Annotated in this window: 19 protein-coding genes; 3 read left to right on the forward strand and 16 right to left on the reverse strand. The window is 59.1% G+C overall.

Going from position 1 to position 19,653, the window contains the following annotated elements:
* Nucleotides 1–58 precede the first annotated feature (58 nt).
* The 16 genes from KBI52_RS31750 to flgB all read right to left on the reverse strand — a co-directional run bounded on the left by KBI52_RS31750 (nt 59) and on the right by flgB (nt 12,991).
* The gene (locus KBI52_RS31750; RefSeq protein ID WP_210812796.1) at nt 59–673 is read right to left on the reverse strand and encodes a lytic transglycosylase domain-containing protein; all 615 of its coding nucleotides are present in this window, start codon (nt 671–673) and stop codon (nt 59–61) included.
* A complete protein-coding gene (locus KBI52_RS33545; protein ID WP_210812797.1) occupies nt 627–1,367 on the reverse strand; it encodes a flagellar hook-length control protein FliK in 741 nt (246 codons plus the stop codon). Before KBI52_RS33545 ends, KBI52_RS31750 begins: the two co-directional genes overlap by 47 nt.
* 656 nt (nt 1,368–2,023) lie before the next feature.
* Nucleotides 2,024–2,899, reverse strand: a complete 876-nt coding sequence (locus KBI52_RS31760) for a hypothetical protein (RefSeq protein ID WP_210812798.1) — start codon at nt 2,897–2,899, stop codon at nt 2,024–2,026.
* A gap of 386 nt (nt 2,900–3,285) precedes the next feature.
* The gene (locus KBI52_RS31765) at nt 3,286–4,521 is read right to left on the reverse strand and encodes a MotB family protein (protein WP_210812799.1); all 1,236 of its coding nucleotides are present in this window, start codon (nt 4,519–4,521) and stop codon (nt 3,286–3,288) included.
* Between the two features lie 6 nt (nt 4,522–4,527).
* Nucleotides 4,528–5,172, reverse strand: coding sequence for a hypothetical protein (locus KBI52_RS31770; RefSeq protein WP_210812800.1), 645 nt, complete (start codon nt 5,170–5,172; stop codon nt 4,528–4,530).
* Nucleotides 5,172–6,809: a flagellar basal-body MS-ring/collar protein FliF gene (gene fliF / locus KBI52_RS31775; protein ID WP_173950058.1), complete on the reverse strand. Its 1,638-nt coding sequence runs from the start codon at nt 6,807–6,809 to the stop codon at nt 5,172–5,174. The genes KBI52_RS31770 and fliF overlap by 1 nt, the downstream gene beginning before the upstream one ends.
* A gap of 117 nt (nt 6,810–6,926) precedes the next feature.
* Entirely contained in the window at nt 6,927–7,664 is a 738-nt protein-coding gene (gene fliP, locus KBI52_RS31780; protein WP_173950057.1) for a flagellar type III secretion system pore protein FliP, read from the reverse strand.
* A 67-nt stretch (nt 7,665–7,731) separates the two neighbouring features.
* The gene (locus tag KBI52_RS31785) at nt 7,732–8,241 is read right to left on the reverse strand and encodes a flagellar basal body-associated FliL family protein (protein WP_210812801.1); all 510 of its coding nucleotides are present in this window, start codon (nt 8,239–8,241) and stop codon (nt 7,732–7,734) included.
* Nucleotides 8,242–8,265: 24 nt separating this feature from the next.
* Nucleotides 8,266–8,964 (reverse strand): flagellar basal body L-ring protein FlgH, encoded by a 699-nt coding sequence (gene flgH / locus KBI52_RS31790; protein ID WP_173950055.1) that lies wholly within the window; start codon nt 8,962–8,964, stop codon nt 8,266–8,268.
* On the reverse strand, nt 8,961–9,440 hold the full coding sequence (locus KBI52_RS31795) for a MotE family protein (protein WP_371823236.1): 480 nt from the start codon (nt 9,438–9,440) through the stop codon (nt 8,961–8,963). Before KBI52_RS31795 ends, flgH begins: the two co-directional genes overlap by 4 nt.
* 32 nt (nt 9,441–9,472) lie before the next feature.
* On the reverse strand, nt 9,473–10,573 hold the full coding sequence (gene flgI, locus KBI52_RS31800) for a flagellar basal body P-ring protein FlgI (protein ID WP_210812803.1): 1,101 nt from the start codon (nt 10,571–10,573) through the stop codon (nt 9,473–9,475).
* A complete protein-coding gene (gene flgA / locus KBI52_RS31805; RefSeq protein WP_173950052.1) occupies nt 10,573–11,034 on the reverse strand; it encodes a flagellar basal body P-ring formation chaperone FlgA in 462 nt (153 codons plus the stop codon). The genes flgI and flgA overlap by 1 nt, the downstream gene beginning before the upstream one ends.
* Before the next feature lie 24 nt (nt 11,035–11,058).
* Nucleotides 11,059–11,847, reverse strand: coding sequence for a flagellar basal-body rod protein FlgG (gene flgG, locus KBI52_RS31810; protein WP_173950051.1), 789 nt, complete (start codon nt 11,845–11,847; stop codon nt 11,059–11,061).
* Nucleotides 11,848–11,857: 10 nt separating this feature from the next.
* Nucleotides 11,858–12,187: a flagellar hook-basal body complex protein FliE gene (locus tag KBI52_RS31815; RefSeq protein WP_173950050.1), complete on the reverse strand. Its 330-nt coding sequence runs from the start codon at nt 12,185–12,187 to the stop codon at nt 11,858–11,860.
* Between the two features lies 1 nt (nt 12,188).
* Entirely contained in the window at nt 12,189–12,605 is a 417-nt protein-coding gene (flgC, locus tag KBI52_RS31820) for a flagellar basal body rod protein FlgC (RefSeq protein WP_173950049.1), read from the reverse strand.
* On the reverse strand, nt 12,605–12,991 hold the full coding sequence (gene flgB, locus KBI52_RS31825) for a flagellar basal body rod protein FlgB (RefSeq protein ID WP_173950048.1): 387 nt from the start codon (nt 12,989–12,991) through the stop codon (nt 12,605–12,607). Before flgB ends, flgC begins: the two co-directional genes overlap by 1 nt.
* A 466-nt stretch (nt 12,992–13,457) precedes the next feature.
* On the opposite strand from flgB, the gene KBI52_RS34350 reads away from it, so the two are divergent.
* The 3 genes from KBI52_RS34350 (at nt 13,458) to KBI52_RS31840 (ending at nt 19,635) form a co-directional block, all read left to right on the forward strand.
* On the forward strand, nt 13,458–16,124 hold the full coding sequence (locus KBI52_RS34350; protein WP_210812804.1) for a PAS domain S-box protein: 2,667 nt from the start codon (nt 13,458–13,460) through the stop codon (nt 16,122–16,124).
* On the forward strand, nt 16,090–16,710 hold the full coding sequence (fixJ, locus tag KBI52_RS31835; protein WP_173950046.1) for a response regulator FixJ: 621 nt from the start codon (nt 16,090–16,092) through the stop codon (nt 16,708–16,710). The genes KBI52_RS34350 and fixJ overlap by 35 nt, the downstream gene beginning before the upstream one ends.
* A gap of 165 nt (nt 16,711–16,875) precedes the next feature.
* Nucleotides 16,876–19,635, forward strand: coding sequence for a heparinase II/III family protein (locus KBI52_RS31840; RefSeq protein WP_210812805.1), 2,760 nt, complete (start codon nt 16,876–16,878; stop codon nt 19,633–19,635).
* The last annotated feature ends 18 nt before the right edge of the window (nt 19,636–19,653 follow it).

Consider the following 19,653-nt stretch of genomic DNA (forward strand, 5'->3'; position numbering starts at 1 on the left):
GTCGGTCTGGTGTCCGAGGTTGTATGACAGGACGCCTTGATAAGGGAGGCTCGGCGCATCAGCCGTCTGAGGCGGTCTGTCCGGCGCTCAGGCCCGGGGCATCCGCACAGAAGGTCCGGGCTCCGGGCGTCCATTGACCGAATCCGGTCGCCACCATATTGGCGATCACCCGGCACACGTAGCGCTTTTGGGCCGGGTCATTGTTTGGCCCGGCATGATAGCGGGCGACGGCCATCGTCCATGTCTCGTGCCGTGCCTTGAGTTCGCGCAGAAAGCGTGCGGCGTACTCGACGTTGGTGCGTGGGTTCAACATGCTCTCAAGCGACGGGAAATTCTCGCGGTGGTAGAGATGGTTGATCTGCATGCAGCCAAGATCGATGAGCCTCGCTCCACCTCGGCTGGCTTCCTCGAAGCGTTGCGTCGCCTCGGCCGCGGTGTTCGAGAAGACAGCCTTTCCTTCAACGTTCATGGCATAGGGCTGCAGGCTGCCGCGCCGCCCCGTTTCGGTGAGGCCGACGGAGTAGAGCATGCCCAACGGGACCCCGTACTTGGACGCGGCTCGCATCATCTCCCGCTCACACAGGCCGGACGGTGACTGCGCGAGGGCGGGCAGCACAGCACCCGGACTAAAGGTAGATCCCGCCAGTACGGCTGCTGCCAGGGCTCGACGCATCTTTCCCGTCCTTAGGGAGGTCCAGCCTGCCACCGGCATGGCGGTTATCCTGGTGACGGGGTGAATTGCCCTGCCCTGCTCCCGCACCTTGGTCAAAAGACTGTCCTTGTGTCTGATTGCCTTGAGGAGGACGTTGGAACGAGGCGCGGTCATGGGAGGAAGCTTCGGTGGATTGAATGGTGATCACGTCGGGACGGTAGCCGGACGCTCTCAGGAGGTTCGACAGCTTCTCCGCGTCATGGCGCAGAAGGTCTACGGTTTCGTCGTTCTGGGCCTGGATTTCCATCTCGATGCTGTCGCCGGCAAGCCGCATCCTGATCGTCACCAGGCCGAGCTCCGCCGGCTTCAGCTGAAGATCCAGGACCCGCAGGACGCCAGCAGACGCTCTCGCGGTGGCGACCCGGTTCAATCCGTTCTGTTGGAAAGTTGGTGCTTGGGGTTCCGACACGCTCTTGGCGTCATCGACGATGGACTTGGCGAGATGCTGAAGCGTCGAGGGCGGGAGAGACGGAGCCTCGGCTTTCGCCGCTCCGATGGACGACTGCTTCTGCAGCTCGGCATGATCGGGAGCACGATCGAAGGATACGCGTCTGACGACGTCGTCCTCTTGCCCTTTGGCGGCATTCACTGCGCCGGTCAGACCGCTCGAACCTTGGGCGGCTCCTGCAGTGGCGTCCGGGTGCGGGCTCTTCACAGCTGACCCCTTGGACTTCCCGATCAGCGGAGCGCCCGTGGTGAGATCGAGCTCTTCGCGAGGCGCTGCGGCTTCTGCCTCGAGCGAAGCATCGTTCAGTCCTTCAACGATAGGTCTGAAATGTGTTTCCTGGTTCTGAACGGAGATCGAGAGCTTTGGCGCGGATCCCGTTGTCGTCGAGCTCAGCTCGTCCGTCTCTTGTGGCGACATTGCAAGATAGGGGGATGCAGACGATGCACCTGGCTGCCCCGCGTCGGGATGTCCTTCCGCGGCTGTTCTCGCCAGTATCCGGGGAAGGATGCTCTCGAGAAGCGACATCGCGGGAATTCCAGACGGAAGAACCGGACTGCCCGTAGAGTTACCGCTGGTCGTTACCTCAGGAAGGAGCGCCTGTAGCGGGTCGGTTCCCGCATTCACTTCGGAATCAGCCTTGTCCGGCTCGCTGTTTGAGAGCCCAGTCTCTTCGGAGATCACCAGTCCCTCTCGCTGCGGACGACCAGAGAACCCGTCCAGCAGTGAGGCGAAGTCGGATGACTGAGCGGTTCCAGCACCGTCCTGTGCATCCATGACGGTGGCTGGATTGCGCGACTGGGCGTCCACAAGCCTAGGTGTTGCCTGCGATAATAGATCTAATCGGCTCATGGGCTCTTACACGCTTAATTCTTGATCAGTCTATCGACGCGACTTAAGGCGTCACGTGCCTTAGATAGCGCCTGAAGCTTTTCCAGCCCTTGCGCGGAATCAGGACTGGCCTGCGATCCTTCGACAGTGAGCGTGGCCTGTATCGGCTTCGTTGCTCCTCCCTGCGCGGATCGAACTTCGGGTACTTTGCGTATCTCGGCAGCCATCGCGAGGGCGGATTTCAGCAGGTCGACGTCGCTCTCCGCAAGAAGGGACTGATCAATGCCATGAAGATCATTGACGGCACCATCGATAGCTTGAGGTGACGTGATCAACGATGCTGCCCGGTAGAGATTTGCTCTTGCAGCACTGACCTTGTCCGATCCTACCAGTTCCTGTGCCTTATCCGCCATCATCCGGGCCGAGGTCGTGAATCCCTGTTCGATGGACGATCGCGCTGCCAAGAGATAGAGGTCGCGCCGTGCGTCTGGCTCGAGTTCCGACATCATCGCAACCGCGCCGTCAAACCGGGAGGCTTCCTTTCCGAAATCGACCCGCGTGAGCGCTGAAGCCAATCGCTGTCGGAAGTTGCCGGCATAGATCGAATGCCGGTAGCGCCGCAGATAGTCAGTCGCGAGCGACTGGAACTTCGCCATGTTGTTCGTCTGACTTGCCACAAAGACTTGCCTGCGCAGGGCCGCCTCCTCAAGGAGCGTGCCGGGTGCCTGGAGCCGGACAAAATCCAGTAGCTCGTCCGATTTCGCAACGTTCTTCCGGACCATGAGCGCTGCCTGCACGAGTGCCAGCTGCGCCCCGAGGGTGGGCGGAAGGGAATGAGGATCCAGGGACACGAGTGAGTTCTGCGCGGCCTCCTCCCTGCCCTCGACATAGGCGAGCGCGCCCTCGATCAAGGGCCTGTCGTTCTCTGTGATCGCTGCGGAGCCCAGATCCAGGAGCTTTCTCAGGATGCCGGGATTTCCGCCACTCAGGACGAAAGACACTGCCGCTCGGACATTCTTGCCCGACTGCCAGGTTTCGGGTTCCAGATTCATGAATCTGGTGTCCAGAATTTCCAGCAGACCGCGTTGCCCGAGATGGGCCTCCGTGGAGCCTATCGCAATCTGATCCTGCATCAGATGCAGCGTTCGCACGAGCTGCACCGGACTGGGAACCGTCGAGGACGGTGCACTCTGTTCGACTGTCGCCTCGGATAGGGCCACGTTCTCACCCATTGCCGCATCGGCTGCGAAGAGCCAGGAGATCGCAATGAGGGGCAGTGAAAGACGTTTCAACGGGATCACTCCTGCAGAAGGATCTCGACGCGGCGATTCTGATCGGCATTCGGATTATTCGGAACTTTGGGATCCCGATCCGCATGCCCCTCGACCCGCACGATCCTGCGCTCGCTCAGCCCACCTCGAACAAGCATGTACAGCGCCATCTGAGCTCGCGCCTGGGACAGCCGCCAGTTGTCGTAGGTGGCAGACTTGAACGGACGAGCATCCGTATGACCGCGAATCACGATTTTGCCCGGACGGGACTGCAGGATCCTCGCAATCTCGGCCATGGCCCGCACGACCTTTGCATGCGGTTCGGCCGAGCCGACGGCAAACATCGTGAAGTCGAAGTCATCGGTCAGGCTGATCAGAGTTCCCGCGCCGGTCCGGCGAACCTCGATATGCGGCTGCGGTGTCGCATCCTTCGATGGTTGTACGGCCTTGAGGATCTCTCGTTTCAGTTCAGCAGCCTTCATGTCCGCGGCCGTTGCTGCGCTGGCATCGCTATCGGAGGCCTGAGCTCCCGGGTCGGAAGCGGTCCCGTTCGCCTGCATATCGCTTCCCTCGTTTGACGCCGATGGCTTGGCGGTAGTCTTGGAATCAGGGCGGCCGCCCGTGGCGGGCTTCTGGCTCAAAGCCGCAACCGCATCCATGACGGCCTTCGAAGGAGCCGGAGCTGCGGTGCCCGGCTTTGAAGGCGTGTCAGTCTTCAGCTCGTCAACCGGAGCCACTTGCCAGTAGAGCGGGTCGAAGGGATCCCTAAAAGCCTCGCCCGCCTTGAGGCCCGGCACATCGCTCTCGCCCGGGGTGACGTCCGCACCCAGTGTGTCATGGGGGTTCACTTCGACCTCGTCGGCGATCTTGGCAAGAACGGCATAGGGATCCTGGAAGAGCGCGCCCTCTTTGAAGCGGGGCTTTCGCAGCTGGTGCGACTTTCCTCCCGTTCCCTCGCCGCTTCCCCTCTCCTTGCCGTCCTTCGTATTGTCCGTTTCGTTGTCGGGCGGCACAGTCTGCGGATCGTCGAGCCCTTTCTTGTTTGGAGTCGACTGGGCCAGTTGAACGGGATTGAAGTAGTTGGCGACACCGCTTCGCGTCTCCTCGTCGGTCAGGCTGATAAGCCACATCACGAGGAAGAACGCCATCATGGCCGTCATGAAGTCCGCATGAGCGATCTTCCAGGCGCCTCCCTTGACGACATCCTCGCTGTCATCGTTCCGACGAACGATGACGATCTCCTGCTTATCTGAACTCGCCATCGGTCATCAGCTCTCTAACGTCTGGGCCAGCCGCGAGGCCCAGGAACTCAACTGCGTTTGAACGAATGTGTCTTGCGCGGTCGCGCTGACCTCGATTTGGTCGCTCGGAACAAATTCGATCGAGCTTCCATAGCTTTCGAGATGGGGCTTCATGGCGGAAAGGAGATCGTCCGGTCCCGAGATCGTCAAAAGCCTCTCACCTCGCCCGGCGAGCAAGGCTGCGAGCACATCCTTGAACTCGGCGAGAGTCTGCTGGCGATAGGCCTCCGATACGAAGGGCCTGAGGACATTTGCAACCCGCTCCGAGACGCTCAGATCGATGTGGTCGATCGCCTCTGAGATCCGAGCTGACAGCTGCTGAGCCTGCTGCTCCGTCCAGAGGGCTCGCTGAGCGTCCATATGCTCTGCATGGCGGGCCCGCTCGGCCGCGATGGCATCCTCGAGCATCCTGCGGGCCGTCTCTTTCTCCTCGGCTCTGATCCTTGCCTCTACCGATCTCACGAGCTCCGCCTGTCGATCCACAGCGGGCTGCTGCGGTTCGAGAGCCGGTTCGGGCGCTACTTTCGCGGTCCGCAAGAGGCTGATGCCCGAGACGTCGCCGGCGGCCGGACTTGAGAAATCCGCCAAGAGGCTGGCTAGCGTTCCGGCCATTACGCAGCCTCCCGCCCGAGCCATTGTTTGAGAACGGCTGCAGCCTGTTCCTCACTCAGTTCGATGATCTGCTCGAGCTTGCGCTGCGGAGTCCTCGGCATCTCGATGAGATTCTGTTCATCGAGATCGGATGCAATTTGCAGAGCAGTCTCCTTGCTCGCCTCGAGAGCCTCCTCCGCCTCTGCCGCGGCCAGTGCCGCCGCCTGCTCACGCTGGAGCTCGAGTTCGGCTTGGTGACGGGCCATGAGCATGCGAACGGCCGGGCGCAGTCCGAACCAGATCATCATCGCGCACAAGGCCAGGATGGTCAGTGCGTTGACGACCGTCCCGAACTGACGCATCAGGATCTCTGCAAGCGACGGGCCAGGGACGGGCTGAAGCATTCCGCTGTCGTCGACGAAGCTGACGGCAGCAACCTTGATCTGATCGCCGCGAGGTTTGCTGAATCCTGCAGCAGAGGACACGAGCTGCTCGATTTCCGCAACCTTGGCATCCATTTCGGCCGGGGTCGCATTCTCGCCCAGCAGCGATGCGATCCGGGATTTGTTGACCAGGACGGCCACGGACAGGTTCTTGATCTGATATCCGTCGCTGATCGTCTGGATTGTCTTCGAGGAGATCTCGTAGTTCGTCAGCTCTTCGCGGCGCTGGTTGTCTTCGCTCGAGCTGTCGCCCGACTCGCTCCGAACATTCTCTTCGGGAAGATTCTGCTGAACAGTGGTCGGCTTCTGGCCGCTCTTGTTCTGCGAAACTTCCGTCTCCTTGATGGTGCGGGTGGAGCGCTCGACTTTCGACTCCGGATTGAAGATCGTTTCATTCGTGCTGATCTTGTCCGTGCTCAGGCGCGCAGCCACGCTGACTTCGAAGTTGCCGGTCCCGAGGTAGGGAGCCAGGGTGCGACGCACATTGTCCTGGATTTCCAGACCAACGCTCTTCTCGAGGCGAGCCATTTTGCCGGTCGATGCATTGGCCGCATCGTCTCCGGACATCAGGAGAGTCCCCTCCGTGTTCATGACGGTGACCTTGTCGACAGCCATGCCTGGAATGGCGGCGGCGACGAGATGCCTGATCGCCTGAGCCGACGATGCGTCGTCCGCCGGTACGGTCCGGATGACCACGGAGGCGGATGGCGGCTGCTGCTCGCGGCGGAACGAGCCACGATCTGGCAGAACAATATGAACTCGCGCGGCCTTGATACCCTTCATGCCCTGGATCGTGCGGGCAAGCTCTCCTTCAAGGGCTCGCACTTTGGTGACCTCCTGCATGAAGGAGGTCAGCCCGAGCGAGCCGAGGTCGTTGAAGAGCTCGTAACCGGACTTGGTACTGTGCGGCAGCCCTTTCTCGGCCAGCAGCATCCGAGCCTGCGCTGTATTGCCGTAGCTGACGAGGAGAGCCGTTCCATCGGCGCTCACGTCGAAGGGTATACCGGCATCCTTCAGGACAGCTCCCATGCGTCCTACATCCTCACGGTCAAGGCCCGTGTAGAGCGTCTCTTGGGCAGGCCGGCTGAGGTAATAGGTGCCGATACCCACGGACAGGAAAACCGCAAGACCGATTGCGGCTAAGGCAGCCAGGCGACGCGCGCCCAGCAGCATTAAACTACTCCATAATCTTTCGGCGTGTTGACGACCAGGCATAGAGGATCTCGGTACTGATAAGAGGTGTCGAGATCACTTGTGCTTCGTTAACCTTGTGCGAAGGTTGCCAGCCTTGCCTCGCAGCGCGGATTTATGTCCTGCGAAGTCGGGCGGGGATCAGAAATAGGAGCGCACCAAGCCGCTCACGAGGATGTTCCAGCCGTCGATGAGGACAAAGAACAGGATTTTGAACGGAAGAGCCAGAACCGTCGGAGGCATCATCATCATGCCCATCGACATGACCAGTGTTGCTACGATCATGTCGATCACGAGAAACGGCAATGCGATCAGGAAGCCGATCTCGAAACCGCGCCGGAGCTCGGAGATCATGAAAGCGGGAATGAGGATTCGGAGGTCGATCTTCTCACCCTCGGCGGGCTTGGGATAATTGACGGCAGCCAGATCGCTGAACATCTGGAGATCCTTGGGGCGCACATGGGTCAGCATGAAGTCGCGGAAGGGCTCCGTCGTCTTGGTGAATGCCTCCGCTTCCGAGATGCGGTTTTCCGTCAAAGGCCTGACTCCGTCATTCCAGGCCCGGTCGAAGGTCGGCCCCATGACGAAAAAGGTCATGAAGAGGGACAGGCTGATCAGGAATATGTTGGCAGGTGTGCTCTGGAGGCCCAGGCCCGAGCGCAGGAACGAGAAGGCGACCACGAACCGGGTGAAGCTGGTCACCATGATCAGCAGACCTGGCGCCAGGGACAGCACGGTCAAGAGGACGACGAGCTGGATGATTCGGCCGCTGACGGCGCCGTCGCCAGGCGGAAGGAGGGCCTCCAGACCTGCGATCTGAGCGTGGGCGCTCGTTGCCGCCAGGAGGAACGTTATGGCGAATATGAAACGACGGAGCATCACTATATCTTTCAGGAAATCAGATGGCAGTCACCCGGGAGCGGGCGAGCGCAGCAATGTCGGCAAATTACTGAACGATCAATGTTTCGAGCACCAGCTCCCGGATGGCTCCCTTCGAACGCAGTCTCGCGCGTTCGTTGAGGTCTTCACGCAGGTGGAGAAGACCGCTGGGACCCTGGATCTGAGCCAATGACATCGTGCGGATATAGGACAACATGTCCTGCCGGGCCTCGGCGACAAGAATATCGGGGTTATGGTCACCGCCCGGCTGGTAGACAATGGACGCCTCGATCCGGACCCAGTCGGTCTCCGAACCGGCGAGGTTGGTGACGACTGGGGCGAGCTTCTTGACTGCGATGTTTCCTGTGTAGGGGCTGACGACTTCCGCCTTGTGCGGCAGGGCCTTATATTTTTCCTCAACCTGCTTTTCGATGCCGGACACCATCACCAAGCCGAATCCGCCACCGATGGCGGCCGACAGGAGCGTCAGGAGGCCGAGCGTCAGGAGCCATCGGAGCGATCCTTCTTTGCTCGGCGCGCTTCCGGAAGGCGCTGGAAGTTCTAGGGCCTTGGCCATTCTTCTCTCGTCTTGATGATCTGTCTAGAAGGGCGCCACGACATCATAGATCTGCTGTCCATAGGCGGGCTGCTGGACTTCCATCAGGCGTCCACGGCCGCCATAGGACACCCGAGCCTCGGCAATCTTGTCGTAGCTGATCGTATTCTTCGGCGAGATGTCTCGCGGGCGCACGATGCCGGCAATGTTCAGGATGCGGAGCTCATAGTTGACGCGCACTTCCTGAGATCCACTGATCACGACATTTCCGTTCGGCAGGACCTCGTTGACGACCGCAGCGACGGAAAGGCGCAGCTTCTCGGACCTGTCGATCGTGCCCTGCCCATTCGACGAGGACGAGGAGTCGACACCGAAATCCCCGGTTCCATCGGCGTTCCATCCCTTGAACGAGAAGGCGTAATCCAGCCCGGCGCTGATCGAGGACTTCCTTGACCGATCGCTCGCATTGTCGAACTCGGCCTTATCGTCGATCTGGATGTTCACCGTGACAATATCGCCGACCTGCCTGGCTCGCGGACTCGTAAAGAGATCCGCGCTGGCATTGCTCCAGGTCGAGTTCGCCGCAGACCTGCCGCCCGCCTTGAACAGATGAGGAAGCGGCTCACGGTCGACCGCGATTCCCGAACCGACGGGTGTCATGACCGGCTCACGTCCAATTTCCTCGGGCCTCGTTGCGCAGGCACCGAGGAAACACAGGCCGACAATCAAGATGATGTGTTTCAATTCTGCCTCACGGTGTTCTTGTCCCGCTTCGGGGCATCGGTGATGACATTAGCCAATTGAGCCGCCCGTCCAGGTTCCATTTCGTTCAGGACGGCGCTTGCCACCCGTGGATTGAGCTTGGCGATGACGGCCGCAGCGATTTCCTCATCCATGTTGGTGAGCTGCAATGCAGCGGCATCGGGGCGCATGCGCGAATAGATCAGGACGATGGTCTCATCGGCCTTCTCTAGAACTTCGTTACGGCGCCTGAGCCACTCTTCGTATTCGGCGCGCTTGGATTCCAGAACCTTGATGCGGCTCTCGATCTCCTTCTCCATGTCGGCGAGCGCCTGCTTCTGAAGTGCAAAGCGAGCGTCCGACGCGGCATCGGCAATGTTGGCGCAGTACTGGTTGTTCTTGGCATTCGGCTTCGCGTCCTGCGCCCAGGCTGCCTGATAGAGTGCTGCTCCGGCGAGCATGCAGGCGGCGAGCGCCATCGGCTGAAACGCCTTGATGATCGTCGATTCGGTCATTGGATCACCAGTTCTGCTTGCAGTGCCCCAGCCGTCTTCACGGCCTGGAGAATAGCGATGACGTCGGAAGGCTTGAGACCCATCTGATTGAGGCCTTTGACGAGAGTCTGCAGATCCGCTCCTCGTACGATGGCAAGGGGCACCCTCTCCTCCGCGGCCGTGATCTGGGTGCGAGGTACGACGACAGTCTGGCCCATCGAGAATGGGTCCGGCTGCGATACCTCCGGAGTTTCCGTCACGCGGATCGTCAAAGCACCATGCGTGATCGCCACTGTGGAGATCTGGACATTCTTTCCGATCACGACCGTTCCGGTCCGTTGATCCACAACGATCCGGGCCGGCGTGTCCGGTCTGATCTCGAGATCCCCCAGTTCAGCAATGAACCGTGTCGCTGCGACGTTCTTCGGCTTCTGCAGTACGACGGTCCGGAAGTCGCGAGGGGACGCGACGCGCGTACCATACCGCTGCTGGGCATATTGGTTGATAGCATCGGTGATGAGAGTCGCGGTCTTGTAATCGGGGTTTTTGAGTTCGAAGGCCATCGGCCCGACAGTGTTGAACCCGCCTTGGACTTCCCGCTCGATCAGGGCGCCGTTCGGGATGCGCCCTGCGGTCGCGACCCCTGAAGTCAGCGTCTCCGCTTGGCCCTGTGCGGAGAAACCGGATACGGCGATGGCTCCTTGGGCGACGGCATAGACCTGTCCGTCTCCACCCTGCAGGGCCGTGAGCATCAGAGTGCCCCCCTTCAGGGACGTTGCATCCCCCATTGATGTAACCGTCACATCAATGCGGGATCCTGCGCCCACGAACGGAGGAAGGTCGGCCGTAACGATGACTGCCGCAACGTTGCGGGTGCGCAGGTTGATATCACGGACATTGACGCCCATCCGGTCCAGCATCGATTGCAGCGATTGTTCCGTGAATTGGGAATTGCGAAGCGTATCGCCGGTGCCCTGGAGACCCATCACGAGGCCATAGCCAATCAGCTGGTTGTCGCGCACGCCCTGAACGGCCGCCACGTCCTTAATGCGCGTCGCAGCGTGGCTCTGGAAGGAGACGAGAACAGCGAGAAGGAAAAGAATCGAGCGTAGCATCATCAAAATCCGATTCGGACTCGACCGTCGGGCTGGACCCGGCCGGTAATGATTCGGCCGCTGTCGACGTTCTTGACCTGGATCGTCTCTCCCAAGGTTCCCGATTGCAGCGGGATCCCGGTTCCCATGATCGCCAGGCCGCCTTCTTCGAAAACGATCTGGGTTTGAACACCCCGTGTTACGAGCTTCGGATCGTCGACGGCATTCATCGGAATAGGCTCCCCAGGGAGAAGAGTTCGGCGGGCCATCTTACCTGCAAGGACCCGGGGAGATTCAATGACGGCCGTCCGATAGCGATAGTTTTCGGGAAACGTTCGATCCTTGAGCATCGACTCGGTGATCGTGTCGCCGGCATAGATCGTGATTGAAGGCACCGGGAGGATACGCTCTTCAGCTAAGGCAGCCCGAGATCCCGCCGAAACCAGGGTGGCTACCGAAAGTGCGATGTGGAAGAGATGCTTCATGAGACTATCACCCGGCCGCCTGTCTTAGCGGATCCCCTTGGAAACCGTCCCCGCCATATCGTCGGCAGCCTGGATCACCTTCGAATTCATTTCGAAGGCGCGCTGGGCCGAGATCAGGTTGGTGATTTCCTTGATGGGATCAACGTTGGAAGCCTCAAGGTAGCCCTGATGGATCTTGCCAAAACCGGGATCGGACGGAATGCCGGTCGCCGGCGCGCCGGACGCCAGGGTCTCGCGATAGTAATTGCTGCCGATCGGCTCCAGGCCGGCGTCGTTGGCAAAGTTCGCAAGCGTCAGCTGACCAAGATTCTGCGGCTGGGCCTGTCCGTCGATCTTAGCGAAGACCTCGCCGGACTCGTTGATGGTAACGTCGAGCGTGTTCGCGGGAATAATGATCGGGGGGTTAAGCGTGTAGCCGTCGAGAGTGACGAGCTGCCCGTCACCGTTCTTGTTGAACGATCCCGCTCGCGTATAGACGATTTCCCCGCTGGGGGCATTGACCTGAAACCAGCCGCGGCCGTTGAGGGCGAGATCAAACTGGTTCGACGTATTCGTCAGCGATCCCTGCCGATGCAGATTACGGATAGCTGCGGTCTTCACGCCAAGGCCCAGCATTGCTCCCTCCGGCACCGGGCTTGAGCCTGCCTGGTTCGGAATGGCTTGGGAACGCTCGGTTTGATAGAGCAGATCCGTAAACTCAGCCCGAGCTCCTTTGAAGGCGGTGGTGTTCACGTTTGAGATATTGTTTGCAATGACTTCGACATTCAGCTGCTGTGCATTCATGCCTGTTGCAGCGATTGCGAGCGCTCTCATCTGAATCTCCTTAAATCGCCATCCGGGCAATTTCTTGATATGCCGCAACCACCTTGTCGCGGATGGCAATGGCCGTCTGAAGGGTCTGCTCGGCCGACATGACGGCTTCAACGACTTGCTGCACCGAGGCTTTGCCTTGGATCCCGGCGATGGATGCGGCCTCGCCAGCCTTCATGGTATCGACCGCCGAGGTCGCCACTTGAGCCATCGTTTCGCTGAAGCTTGCCTGGGACGCGCCTGACACCGCTCCCGCGGCCGGGGGCGCCCCGAAGGTGGGGATCGCAGCGACCGCCGCGGGACGGTCGATCATCGAGGAGATTGAGGAAACTGCACTGACCATATCAGCCTCTCATGAGATCGATTGTTGCAGAGATCATGGCTCTGGCCTGCTTCATCATCTGCAGGTTTGCCTGATAGGATCGATTGGCCTCCCTCATGTCCGCCATCTCGATCAGCATGTTGACGTTGGGCTTTTTGACCATGCCGTTCTCATCCGCAGCTGGGTTGCCCGGATCGTACTCGACCGGAAACGCGGACTCATCCTGCCCCACGTCTTTGACCGTGACCGAGGCCGCTCCAAGAGTGCGGTCGAGTTCGGACTTGAAGGTGATGGTCTTGCGGGTATAGGGATCCGCCCCCGGCGTGCGGCCGGTGGATTGGGCATTCGCGATGTTCTCGGAGATCACACGGAGGCGGGCAGACTGCGCCTCCAGACCCGAGCTCGATAATTTGCCTGATGCAACCAGGGGATCGATCATTACGAAGTCCTCACGCTCGACATCAGCATTCTGTGGAATGACTTGACGATGCTTGTGTTCAGTGAATGCTGCCGATTGACCTCACCGGCCTTGATCAGTTCCTGCTCGACGCTGACGGAATTCTTGGAATAAACCGTGTCCCAGCTGTCGGCCTTCTTGACTTTGCTGGCTTCCGCCTTGGAGGGAGTAAAGCCAATATGACTGGTATTCGTTGCGGCCATCGCCAGTTTGGTTTTATCCAGAACGTCGGCGAACGGCTCGACATCCCTGGCGCGGTAGCCGGGAGTGTTGGCGTTGGCAACGTTTCCGGAAATAGTCGTTTGGCGAGCGGCTAGCCACTGGGCCTGTCGCGATGCCAAGTCGAACAGATAGACAGGTGCCGTCACAGAGGTCTCCAGGCAAGTATTGTAAAGAGGCGTTTAACCTTCCAACCTTGCATGAGGCTGACTTGCCGGCGTGACGACAGTTCCTTGAGTCCATGGTTTCAGTCCGAATTCCGAAGGAGCCGACCATGGCTTCTCAAAGAGTGCGACAACCGAACTGACTGTTGTTGCACGTTGTAACTTTACAACGGAGAGCGGTTCTTGAGACGCCGGCGCGATAATGTCGCAACAGCGTCCTGTGCTTTTTCGATTGCTGATGACGCGGCATTCGTGTCATCGCACCGATGACTTTCATTGCCGAACGGGCATATCACTATTACTAGTCACGGCGCTTCTGCGCCGCTAGACTTCGTTCCTGCATGCAACGCAGCACATGGGTTGGGGGGTAATGACTCATAATTCTGCGTTAACAAGCGGATTCGATACGCGCTCAGGTCGAGAGGTGCGACCGATTGCGGATGCTGATCGCGTGCTGCATTCGATTCGCGACTTTGCTCTGATCACACTGGATATGACAGGGAATATCGTATCCTGGAATCAGGGTGCGGAGCATATCTATGGCTGGGCGTCTCTGGAGGCTCTGGGGCGACACTTTTCGATATTGTACCCGCCCGATGCAGTCAGCCGAGACAAGGCGCTTGAAGGCTTCCGAGTAGCCAAGAAACTCGGACATTATGGAGATCAGGCCCGCTGCACGACCAAGAGAGGTGGCCATCTCCTTTGCAGGATAACCATCGACGCTGTCGAGGACGGATCCGGGAACATATGTAACTATGTCCTGACATCCCGTGATGTCAGCCGCTTCATGGCCGCAGAAGCGGCTCTGAGAACTCAGGAGGAGCGATACCGAGCTCTCATCGAAGCAAGCGCGGCAGTGGTCTGGCGAGCCTCACCAACTGGTTCGATCATTGACGGGGCCTTAGGTTGGGGAGCCCCTGACGGCCAATTCCTGAACGACCTCACGGATTTTGCCTGGCTTGAGAATGTCCACCCTGAGGATCGCGCACGCGTCACGTCGGCTTGGCTGGAGACGCTTGCATCCGAGAAAGCCGGCACGATCGAGTATCGTGTCGGTGAGCCGAACGGCGAGTATCGCTGGGTTCTGACGAGAGCCGTTCCCCTTCGGGATCTCGATGGCGTCGTGCAGGAATGGGTTGGTACGGTCGCTGACATTCATGAACAGAGGGCAGCAGCCGAGCGACTTCGTCGAAGCGAGGAGCAGTATCGGGCTCTGATCGAAGCGAGTGCCGCCATTGTCTGGCGCGCAACGACGGACGGTTTGATCACGAAGGTGTGGGGTTGGGAAGCATTCAGCGGTCAAGCCAAGGGGGATTACACCGGCTACGGGTTCCTGGAGGCCGTCCACCCAGATGATCGGGAGAAGTTGCAAAGCCAATGGCAGGTGGTTCGGACCTCGGACGAGCCACGCGTCTTCGAATATCGTGTTCGACATTCGGATGGGATGTATCGATGGGTGCTGATGAGAGCCGTCCCGCTTCTGAATGAAGATGGACATGTCGTCGAGTGGGTCGGCACGGTTACTGACATCCATGACCAGCGGCTCGCGGAAATGAAGCTTCGCAGCAGCGAGGAACGCTTACGCTTGGCCATTGAAACGACGGCTCTCGGCATCTGGGACCAAGACCTTGTCACCGGCCGGCGTCAATGGACACCGGAGGCGTGCCAGATCTTGGGCTTGCCACCAGATGCCGAAATCACCCGCGACGTTGTTCTCGGCTGTGTTCACCCGGACGACCGCGTGCAAATGGAAACGACTTTCTATGGCAGTGGACCTGACACCAGCTTGACCTATAGCGGCACCTTCCGGGTCATTCGTGCCGATACGGGGAACGAGCGCTGGGTCACAGCCATCGGTCGCACGATGATCGATGAGAATGGCCGGCCTGTTCGTAAGATCGGTACGATCCAGGACATCACGGAGCGCAAGCTTGCGGAGAATGCCCTGCTGTCCAGCGAGGAGCGGCTACGAACGAGAGAGGCTCACCTGAGATCCATTCTTGAGACCGTTCCGGATGCCATGATCGTTGCCGATGAGAGCGGCATCATCCGCTCCTTCAGTGCCACGGCTGTCCGCATGTTTGGCTACCGTCCGGAAGAAGTCATCGGAACAAGTGTCAAATTTTTGATGCCCCTCCCCTACAGGGAGCAGCATGATGGCTACATCCGTCGGTACCGTGATACAGGAGAGCGCCGCATCATCGGGAGCGGCCGTGTGGCCGTGGCTCAGCGAAAGGACGGCTCGACCTTTCCCATGGAAGTTCAGGTTGGCGAGATGGAAGCCGATGGTGAGCGTTTTTTCACGGCCTTCATTCGTGACCTGACCGAGCGCCAAAGGACCGAGACAAGGATGCAGGAACTGCAATCCGAGCTTGCCTATATGTCCCGTTTCACAGCATTGGGTGAGATGGGATCGACGCTGGCCCATGAAATCAATCAACCTCTGACGGCCATCACTAGCTATCTCAAAGGCTGTGGGATGATCCTGAGTAACATCGAGGGCGACAAGGTTGCTCTTGTCCGGCATGCTGTGAATGAAGCGGCCGAAGAGGCTTTACGCGCGGGCGAGGTCATCCGGCAGTTGCGCGAGTTCGTCGCTCGGGGAGGCAGTGAACACCAGATTGAAGGTTTGCAGCGACTTGTCGAGGAAGCCAGCGCCTTGGCTTTGGTGGGAGCCAAGGAGAAGGAGATCAAGGTCGAGTTTGATTTCCCGTCCGAAAACCCGCTGGTCTTCGTGAACCGTGTCCAGATCCAGCAGGTTCTGCTCAATCTCATCCGCAACGCCATTGAAGCGATGCAGGACGTGAGCCTGCGTGAGCTGACGATCAGGGCCAGAGCCCTACACTCCGAATCTCTCGTTCAAATCAGCGTTCAGGACACCGGATCGGGTATTGCGCCGGAGATCTTGAAGAACCTGTTCAAGCCGTTTACGACCACGAAACAGAGTGGCATGGGGGTCGGCCTCTCGATCAGCCGAACGATTGTCGAGTCGCACGGGGGCAAGATCTGGGCGGAATCAACCCCCGGCGAGGGAACAACCTTCCATTTCACTCTTAGAACTGTCGACAAGGAGGACATGGCCAGTGTCGAACACGCCGATCGTGTATGTGGTGGATGATGACGTTGGAGTTCGCAAAGCTCTCTCGTTTCTGCTGGTATCGGCTGGCCTGAACGTTCGTCTTTACGACTCCGCGAAATCGTTTCTCGACGAGGTTCAAGATCCAGGCCGATGCTGTATCGTTACAGATGTTCGGATGCCTGGCGTCGATGGTCTGGAGTTCATCCGGCGTCTCCACAGTCGCGGGCTCAATGTTCCGGTCGTCGTTATGACGGGTCATGCCGACATTCCTCTTGCCGTCGAGGCGATGAAAGCAGGTGCGATCGACTTCCTCGAGAAGCCCTTCCGGGAAGACCGGTTTCTGGAGGTCGTGCGCTTCGCTCTGGTATGCGACGAGAAGAGCGTCCGTAAGAACCAGGAACTGCTTCGGACGCAGGCTCGTCTGCAATCGCTGTCGCAACGGGAGCGCCAGGTGCTCGACGGCCTCGTTGCTGGAAAAGCCAACAAGATGATTGCCCATGAGCTGAACATCAGCATCCGCACCGTGGAAATCCACCGCTCCAATGTGATGTCGAAGATGGAAGCGAAAAGTCTCTCCGAGCTGATCCGCATGGCGCTGTTTCTCGAAGTCGCAACTGGAAACTAGATATCTGCGTCCGGATGAACACGGCAAGCGTCCATCGAGATCCTGGAATCAGCGCAGCGAACAGGCTCTCTCGTCATTGCCCGTTCTTCAGTCCGGTTCCGAATGTCCGGTCGTCGCACAGCAATCGCACTCAGCAAGGTTTTACGATAAGGCTTTGGTATCTGCATGCCTGAAGTTACACGCATTCTGCCGGTTCCTCGCGATCAGGCTGCAGAAGGTTCAGCAAATCCCGGCGACGACATCCAAGTCGTTGCAAATCATAATCGCTGGTCCCGCGCCGTTTATGAGTTCAGAGACGTTTCCAATGACGCGTGGTGCGAGCTCAACTTCCTCATTGCTTGGCATCAGGAAGAAACGAGCAGGGCCGTTCAGGATTTCGCAGCAGTCGGTTTTGATTTCCTGACCGAAGATGGATCGAGCATCGAGTTCGCTTATGTTCCAGGGTTATCAAGAAGCCAGATCGATCCTCACAGCTATCATGTAGCAGGACCAGCGTTCTATGATCGGTCCAGCGAGCATTCTCATTCAGCGCTCGTCGGATTTCGTTTCTTCATCCCAGCACCGGCAAAGCGTCTCACCGTCACGATACGCAGTTGGCGCAACTCGCATCCGTTTACGATCAGCAATCTTCGAATCGAGCAAAAGGCTCAGTCGGCATCTGACAATCAGGAAGCAAATAGCGAAGCTCCTGTCGGCGGCTCGACCGTCCCGGCGTCACGTCGTCCATGGTGGGGCTTAAGCACGACGCCGCGCTGGCAAAGATATGGAATCGTTCCGGGTCACCCGCTTTTCGTGCGGGGGCAACTCGTCAACCATGGCCCGGAAGGCGACGGCGCTCTGGCGCGTGTCGTTTTCCGGGACGCACAGGGGAATGAGTTGAAACCGCCCTACGAGGGAGTTTCATCGTCTTCCATCATTGATGCCTATATCGACATTCCGGTCCATCGGCAGACGAGGCGTTTTACGCTTGAGCTGAATCCTCCTGCTGGAGCGGCCTTGGTCGAACTCGGCTTCCAAGCTTGGAGGGATGAGGCTGCGATCAGCCTCGTAACACCTCTTGAAGTTACAGCAGGTGAAGACCTTCTTCTTGAGAACATTCTTGAGGAAGACAGGTCCGATCCACTCGACTTCCTCGAGGCGGTGCGCAACCGCCTTGGAGGCCTCCCTGGCTTGGAGACCCGCAAAGCGCCCGTGGGGCCAGTCGATTGGTTTGGCGATGCGGAGCGCCTGACCTCGCCAATGACTTTTCACGATCGTCTCAAGGCTGTGCAGCACGGCGAAGAGCCGACGATCATCGACAATCGCCTCGCTCTCGGGGGCCAGGAGCCGTGGCCCATCCCCGACGTTTTCGAGTGGACGGAAGATCCTTATCATTCCTCATCGTGGCGCCTGGAGTTTCAGTCGCTTTCGTGGCTCCTCGATCTTGCCAGGAGTCCGGCAGCGGGTGGATCGACAAGGGGGGTGGATCTCGCACTTGCATGGATACAGTCGAATCCCTGGGGGCATTCGCGAGACCCGTTGAGCACCTATCCCCTCTCGATGGCAACTCGGGCTGAGGTATTCTTGCGGCTGGTCGCATTGGCCCCGGAATCCCGCCGCCGCAAAGGTGACAGGCGACAGAACATTCTCCTCGCAGAAACCATGAGATATGGCTTCGCCCTTTCGGAGATCCTGAGCCAGAACATTTTCCCGGCATCGGATACTCAGCTGCGGACGGCCTGTGCATTGCTTGCCATCGCCGAGGCAACTCCCCTCTTCCCGATGGCTTCATACTGGAAGTCCGTCGCACTTTCACAGCTCCGCAGCGGATTCGATCAACTGATCAACCATGATGGATCATCGATCGAGCAGTCGCTTCATAACCGGCTCGAGATCATGTCTGCCGGATTGCTTCTGGTCGAGAGTCTAAGAAAAATTCCAGAAGGCAAGGAGTTCCAGGACAGCCTTGAAGCCCGATTGAAGCGCGGTCTTAGAACCATCGTCGGCATCACGGATCCGGCCGGCATGCTCCCTCCCCTCGGCGAAGCTCCTCGCGGCTACCATCACGCATCTTGGCTGCGTCGACTGATTTCCAAGTACGGACGATCGCTGCTCTCGGACCCGGAATTGGCAGCAGAGTTATCCTACCCGCCAGGTCCACGGATCTTTGTCGCGGAGGCGGACGGCGTCGTCGTCTTCAGAAATTACGAGCACAAGCCACACTGGAGCTACCTTTGCGCATCATTCGGCGAGCAACGCCACGAGAATGGTCACTTCGATTGCTCGTCCTTTGTCTATGCCGCCCGCGGCGTGCGATGGATTACGGACCCCGGTGGCTCAAGTCACAATCACGCAGGTCCAACACGCCACTACCTCGTGTCGCCGGCAGCTCACAACATCGCAATCCCGGAAGGCTGCAACCAGTCCTCCGGACATGGTTGGGTCGAGTCCAGAACAACATTCGACAACGTGAATGTCATCCGAATCGGTACGAATGTGTTTGGACCAAGGTTCGAGCATACCCGGACCATTATGTGCCTGGATAACCTCGATGCGGTGGCTATCTTCGACCGCTTCCGCAGCTCTGGGGAGAACCTGTCGTTTGACGGGCATTTTCACTTTGCAGAAGGAATCGCGGTTGCACTCGCGAATGCAAACCTGGCGATCGGCTTTCGCGACAAGAGCCGGCTGCGCATGATCCCGCACGAAATCACAGGTCAGCACAGTGGAATGAGGATCCAGAATGGCTGCAACGATCGCCCGAGTTCTCTGCAGGGTTTCCTTTCGCATCCGTCGGGAGGACTTCAACCAGCCAATGTCCTCACCTACAAATTCTCCGGCTCCGGCGAGGTCTGCGGAGGGATGATCCTTACCATCAGCGACCAGGGGCTTCGCCGAATCCTGGATCTGTTGGCTGAGCAGGAAGTCCGCAGCTTGCTCGCGTGACCCTGTGAGGCATGAGGC

This window comes from Microvirga sp. HBU67558 (assembly GCF_018069605.1).
Lineage (GTDB): Bacteria > Pseudomonadota > Alphaproteobacteria > Rhizobiales > Beijerinckiaceae > Microvirga > Microvirga terrae.

Excerpts from the sequence above, each read along its gene's own strand:
- KBI52_RS31750 (WP_210812796.1), bottom strand. The coding sequence starts at position 673 with ATGCGTCGAGCCCTGGCAGCAGCCGTACTGGCGGGATCTACCTTTAGT.
- KBI52_RS31765 (WP_210812799.1), bottom strand. The coding sequence starts at position 4,521 with ATGGCGAGTTCAGATAAGCAGGAGATCGTCATCGTTCGTCGGAACGAT.
- KBI52_RS31770 (WP_210812800.1), bottom strand. The coding sequence starts at position 5,172 with ATGGCCGGAACGCTAGCCAGCCTCTTGGCGGATTTCTCAAGTCCGGCC.
- fliF (WP_173950058.1), bottom strand. The coding sequence starts at position 6,809 with ATGCCTGGTCGTCAACACGCCGAAAGATTATGGAGTAGTTTAATGCTG.
- fliP (WP_173950057.1), bottom strand. The coding sequence starts at position 7,664 with ATGCTCCGTCGTTTCATATTCGCCATAACGTTCCTCCTGGCGGCAACG.
- KBI52_RS31785 (WP_210812801.1), bottom strand. The coding sequence starts at position 8,241 with ATGGCCAAGGCCCTAGAACTTCCAGCGCCTTCCGGAAGCGCGCCGAGC.
- KBI52_RS31795 (WP_371823236.1), bottom strand. The coding sequence starts at position 9,440 with ATGGCGCTCGCCGCCTGCATGCTCGCCGGAGCAGCACTCTATCAGGCA.
- flgI (WP_210812803.1), bottom strand. The coding sequence starts at position 10,573 with ATGATGCTACGCTCGATTCTTTTCCTTCTCGCTGTTCTCGTCTCCTTC.
- flgA (WP_173950052.1), bottom strand. The coding sequence starts at position 11,034 with ATGAAGCATCTCTTCCACATCGCACTTTCGGTAGCCACCCTGGTTTCG.
- flgG (WP_173950051.1), bottom strand. The coding sequence starts at position 11,847 with ATGAGAGCGCTCGCAATCGCTGCAACAGGCATGAATGCACAGCAGCTG.
- KBI52_RS31815 (WP_173950050.1), bottom strand. The coding sequence starts at position 12,187 with ATGGTCAGTGCAGTTTCCTCAATCTCCTCGATGATCGACCGTCCCGCG.
- flgC (WP_173950049.1), bottom strand. The coding sequence starts at position 12,605 with ATGATCGATCCCCTGGTTGCATCAGGCAAATTATCGAGCTCGGGTCTG.
- KBI52_RS31840 (WP_210812805.1), top strand. The coding sequence starts at position 16,876 with ATGCCTGAAGTTACACGCATTCTGCCGGTTCCTCGCGATCAGGCTGCA.